Origin of the sequence: Solirhodobacter olei (genome assembly GCF_004010155.1) — a bacterium.
Classification (GTDB): domain Bacteria; phylum Pseudomonadota; class Alphaproteobacteria; order Rhodobacterales; family Rhodobacteraceae; genus Solirhodobacter; species Solirhodobacter olei.
In genome coordinates this window covers 1-2,669 of sequence record NZ_RRYH01000001.1, presented here as the reverse complement: position 1 = coordinate 2,669, position 2,669 = coordinate 1, and the positions used below count along the sequence as shown (strand labels likewise).

General features: G+C 65.6%; 3 protein-coding genes and 1 pseudogene. 1 reads left to right on the top strand and 3 read right to left on the bottom strand.

What is annotated here, in order from left to right; all coding sequences use genetic code 11:
- From EIP85_RS00020 to EIP85_RS00010, 3 genes and pseudogenes are all read right to left on the bottom strand, one after another.
- Positions 1 to 341, bottom strand: a pseudogene (locus tag EIP85_RS00020) (hypothetical protein); the annotation flags it as partial.
- 84 nt (positions 342 to 425) lie between these two features.
- Positions 426 to 1,007: a hypothetical protein gene (locus tag EIP85_RS00015; protein ID WP_127900089.1), complete on the bottom strand. Its 582-nt coding sequence runs from the start codon at positions 1,005 to 1,007 to the stop codon at positions 426 to 428.
- 377 nt (positions 1,008 to 1,384) lie between these two features.
- Entirely contained in the window at positions 1,385 to 2,068 is a 684-nt protein-coding gene (locus EIP85_RS00010; protein WP_127900088.1) for a GntR family transcriptional regulator, read from the bottom strand.
- Positions 2,069 to 2,184: 116 nt separating this feature from the next.
- Between EIP85_RS00010 and EIP85_RS00005 the strand changes: the two genes are divergently transcribed.
- Positions 2,185 to 2,669: FAD-binding protein (locus tag EIP85_RS00005; RefSeq protein WP_422067196.1), on the top strand; the 485-nt coding region annotated here is incomplete at its 3' end.

Sequence of the window (2,669 nt, the reverse complement as noted above, 5' to 3'; positions counted from 1 at the left end):
GCTGAATTCGACGGCGCGGCAGATGGCAGAGGAATGAAGGTTTGCGAGTCAGGCTTGGTTTTCGGCAATGGCTGCAGGCGGCGCACAATCGCGTCGCGCAAAATATCGCCAGTGGCCGGGCTTACGACGATCTCGCGTAGCACATATTCGTTCTTAGCCCGAATAAGTACCCGGTTGAGCCAGGTCGTATTGACCCTGACGATCGTATAGCCCTGTTTCTTCAATGCCCCGATGACAGGCTGCGCCAGTGCAATTGCCTCATTGCCCGGCGCAGCATGCGCCGCGGGGACATATCCACCCGCGACGCAAGCCACCAGAAGAAGAGCTCGGAACACCCTCATAAAACGCCTGACCCACACAATTCCGCCCCGGACAACCTCCCGGAAGTTCTCCGAAGAGCTTAGGCGGAATTTCCCGTAATATCTTCAGGAAACATGCAACAGGCGAGTATTATTTTTCACGGCCGCCTTGAAGACCGTGACCATGGCCTCTGGCGTGCTCGGCGTCCGCAGCGAGGCGTCCGAGATCGCGAAGCGCTCATGGCTCAGGTCGTCTTCGGCGAAGTAGCGGGACCCGGCGACGACGACGGCCAGCGGGTTGTGCCGACGGAAGCTCATCAGCAGGTCGATGGTCTGGCCCATGGTCCGCCGATTGTCGACCTGCACCGTAACCAGCTGGCTGCGCGTCACATTGGACGGAACCTGCGCAAGCCCACGCGGCACGTTGACGTCGAAGACGACATTGGCGGCAATCGCCTGGATCACCCCGGCACAACCGAGGATCTGGCCGTCGACATCGCCGAGGATATGCAGGTCGCACCCCTTCAGTTCGTCCGGGATCACCGGCAGGTCCGACCAAAGCCGGGCCGGCTCCCTATCGCCGCTCTCGCGGCCCATGCGGCTGTGGAAAAGGCCATGCTCATTGCGGGCCATCGGTGCAGTGGCGGGGATGCGATAACCATCGGCCCCATCGACACCAACATGTTCCATGCGGTCCATGAGATTCATTTTCGCTCTCCTTACCCCACCCAGGCGCACGTTTCGGGACCGAAATAATCCTCGAGGTTGCGCCTGATCCGTAGTTTGCCGGACTGCGTGTGCCCGAACCATCCGACGCAGGGGCCAGAGCCGCGACCTCGTACCAAGGTAGGAGGCGTGATTTATGCTGTAATTTTGGGCCCTTTTGCGCTGTGCCGCCTCGTACTTTGGGACTAGGGCCGCCCGGGGCGCCCACAGGCGTACCGGTACTCACCCCAACTCGACACAACCGCAACGCGCAGAACGACTCACCAAAGTTGTGGCCCACAACTCATGTGCGGCGTGGCAGATTACAGGTGCGGATCGGGATCGCGCGCGCCGCATGTGACCCCGGAACCTCGCTATGCTTACCCCTGCCCCGCCCCCAGCGCGGCACTGAAGAGAAGCGCCAGACGCGCGTCCCGGGCCCGGTCTATATGCGCCCGCGCGGCCTGCTCCGCCCGCTCCGGGTCATGGGCCGCGATGGCGGCAAAGATCGCGTCATGCTCCGCCCGCGCAGCCTCGATCCGGCCGGGAACGGAAAAGGTCGTGCTCGGCAGAAGCGCCAGCGAGTCCGTCAGGTCCGCCAGCATCCGCGAGAGATAACCGTTGTGCGCCGCCTCGCAGATCGCCTCGTGAAAGGCGAGGTTCAGCCGCGCCACCTCCGCCGCCCCGCCGGCGCTGGCGGACAGCAGCCCATGGACGTGGCCCAGCCCCGCAAGGTCTCCGGCAGAGGCATTCTGCGCCGCCAGCCGCGCTGCCGCCCCCTCCAGCACCGCCCGCATCGCGTAAAGCTCGACAATCCGCGGCCGCGTCAGCGCTGCCACCGCCAGCCCGGCGCCCGCGCTTTCGACCAGCCCACGCTCCTGCAGCCGCGCAAGCGCCTCGCGCACCGGGGTCCGGCTGACGCCCAGCTCGGCGCCAAGGTCTTCCTCCCGCAGCCGCATGCCCGGCTGCAGGACGCCCGCGCGAATCCGTGCCAACAGCGCGTCATAGACCTGGCTGCCGCGAGAGGACGCCCCGCGCCCCCGGCCCTGCCCCGTCTCCGCCATGCCTGCCCCTCTCCAGTGCGCGCCGCCAGAACCGCCAGCGCAATTCTTGTATACAGCCGGATACAGGCGTATCCAAGCCCGAGCGGAGAATCGCGGTAAGGGGGAGACCGCAGATCATGAACACATCGATGTCACGGCCCGATGTGCTGGTGATCGGCGGCGGCAACGCAGCGCTCTGCGCGGCGATCGCAGCCCGGCGACACGGGGCGGAGGTGCTGGTCCTCGAAGGTGCGCCGAAATTCTACCGCGGCGGCAACACCCGCCACACCCGCAACATGCGCTGCGCCCATGACACCGCCACCAGCCACCTCACCGGGCCCTACAGCGAAGCGGAATTCTGGGATGACCTGAGCCGCGTCACCCAAGGCAAGACCGACGAGGACCTCGCACGCCATATGATCGCCCAGTCCAAGGACATGCTCGGCTGGATCGCCGAACAGGGCGTGCGTTTCCAGCCGTCTCTCGGCGGCACGCTCAGCCTTGGCCGGACCAATTCCTTCTTCCTGGGCGGCGGTCGGGCGATGCTCAACACGCTCTACCGAACCGCGGAAGGCCTCGGCGTCCGCGTGCTCTACGATGCCCCCGTGACCGCGCTGGAGGT

Excerpts from the sequence above, each read along its gene's own strand:
- EIP85_RS00015 (WP_127900089.1), bottom strand. The coding sequence starts at position 1,007 with ATGAATCTCATGGACCGCATGGAACATGTTGGTGTCGATGGGGCCGAT.
- EIP85_RS00010 (WP_127900088.1), bottom strand. The coding sequence starts at position 2,068 with ATGGCGGAGACGGGGCAGGGCCGGGGGCGCGGGGCGTCCTCTCGCGGC.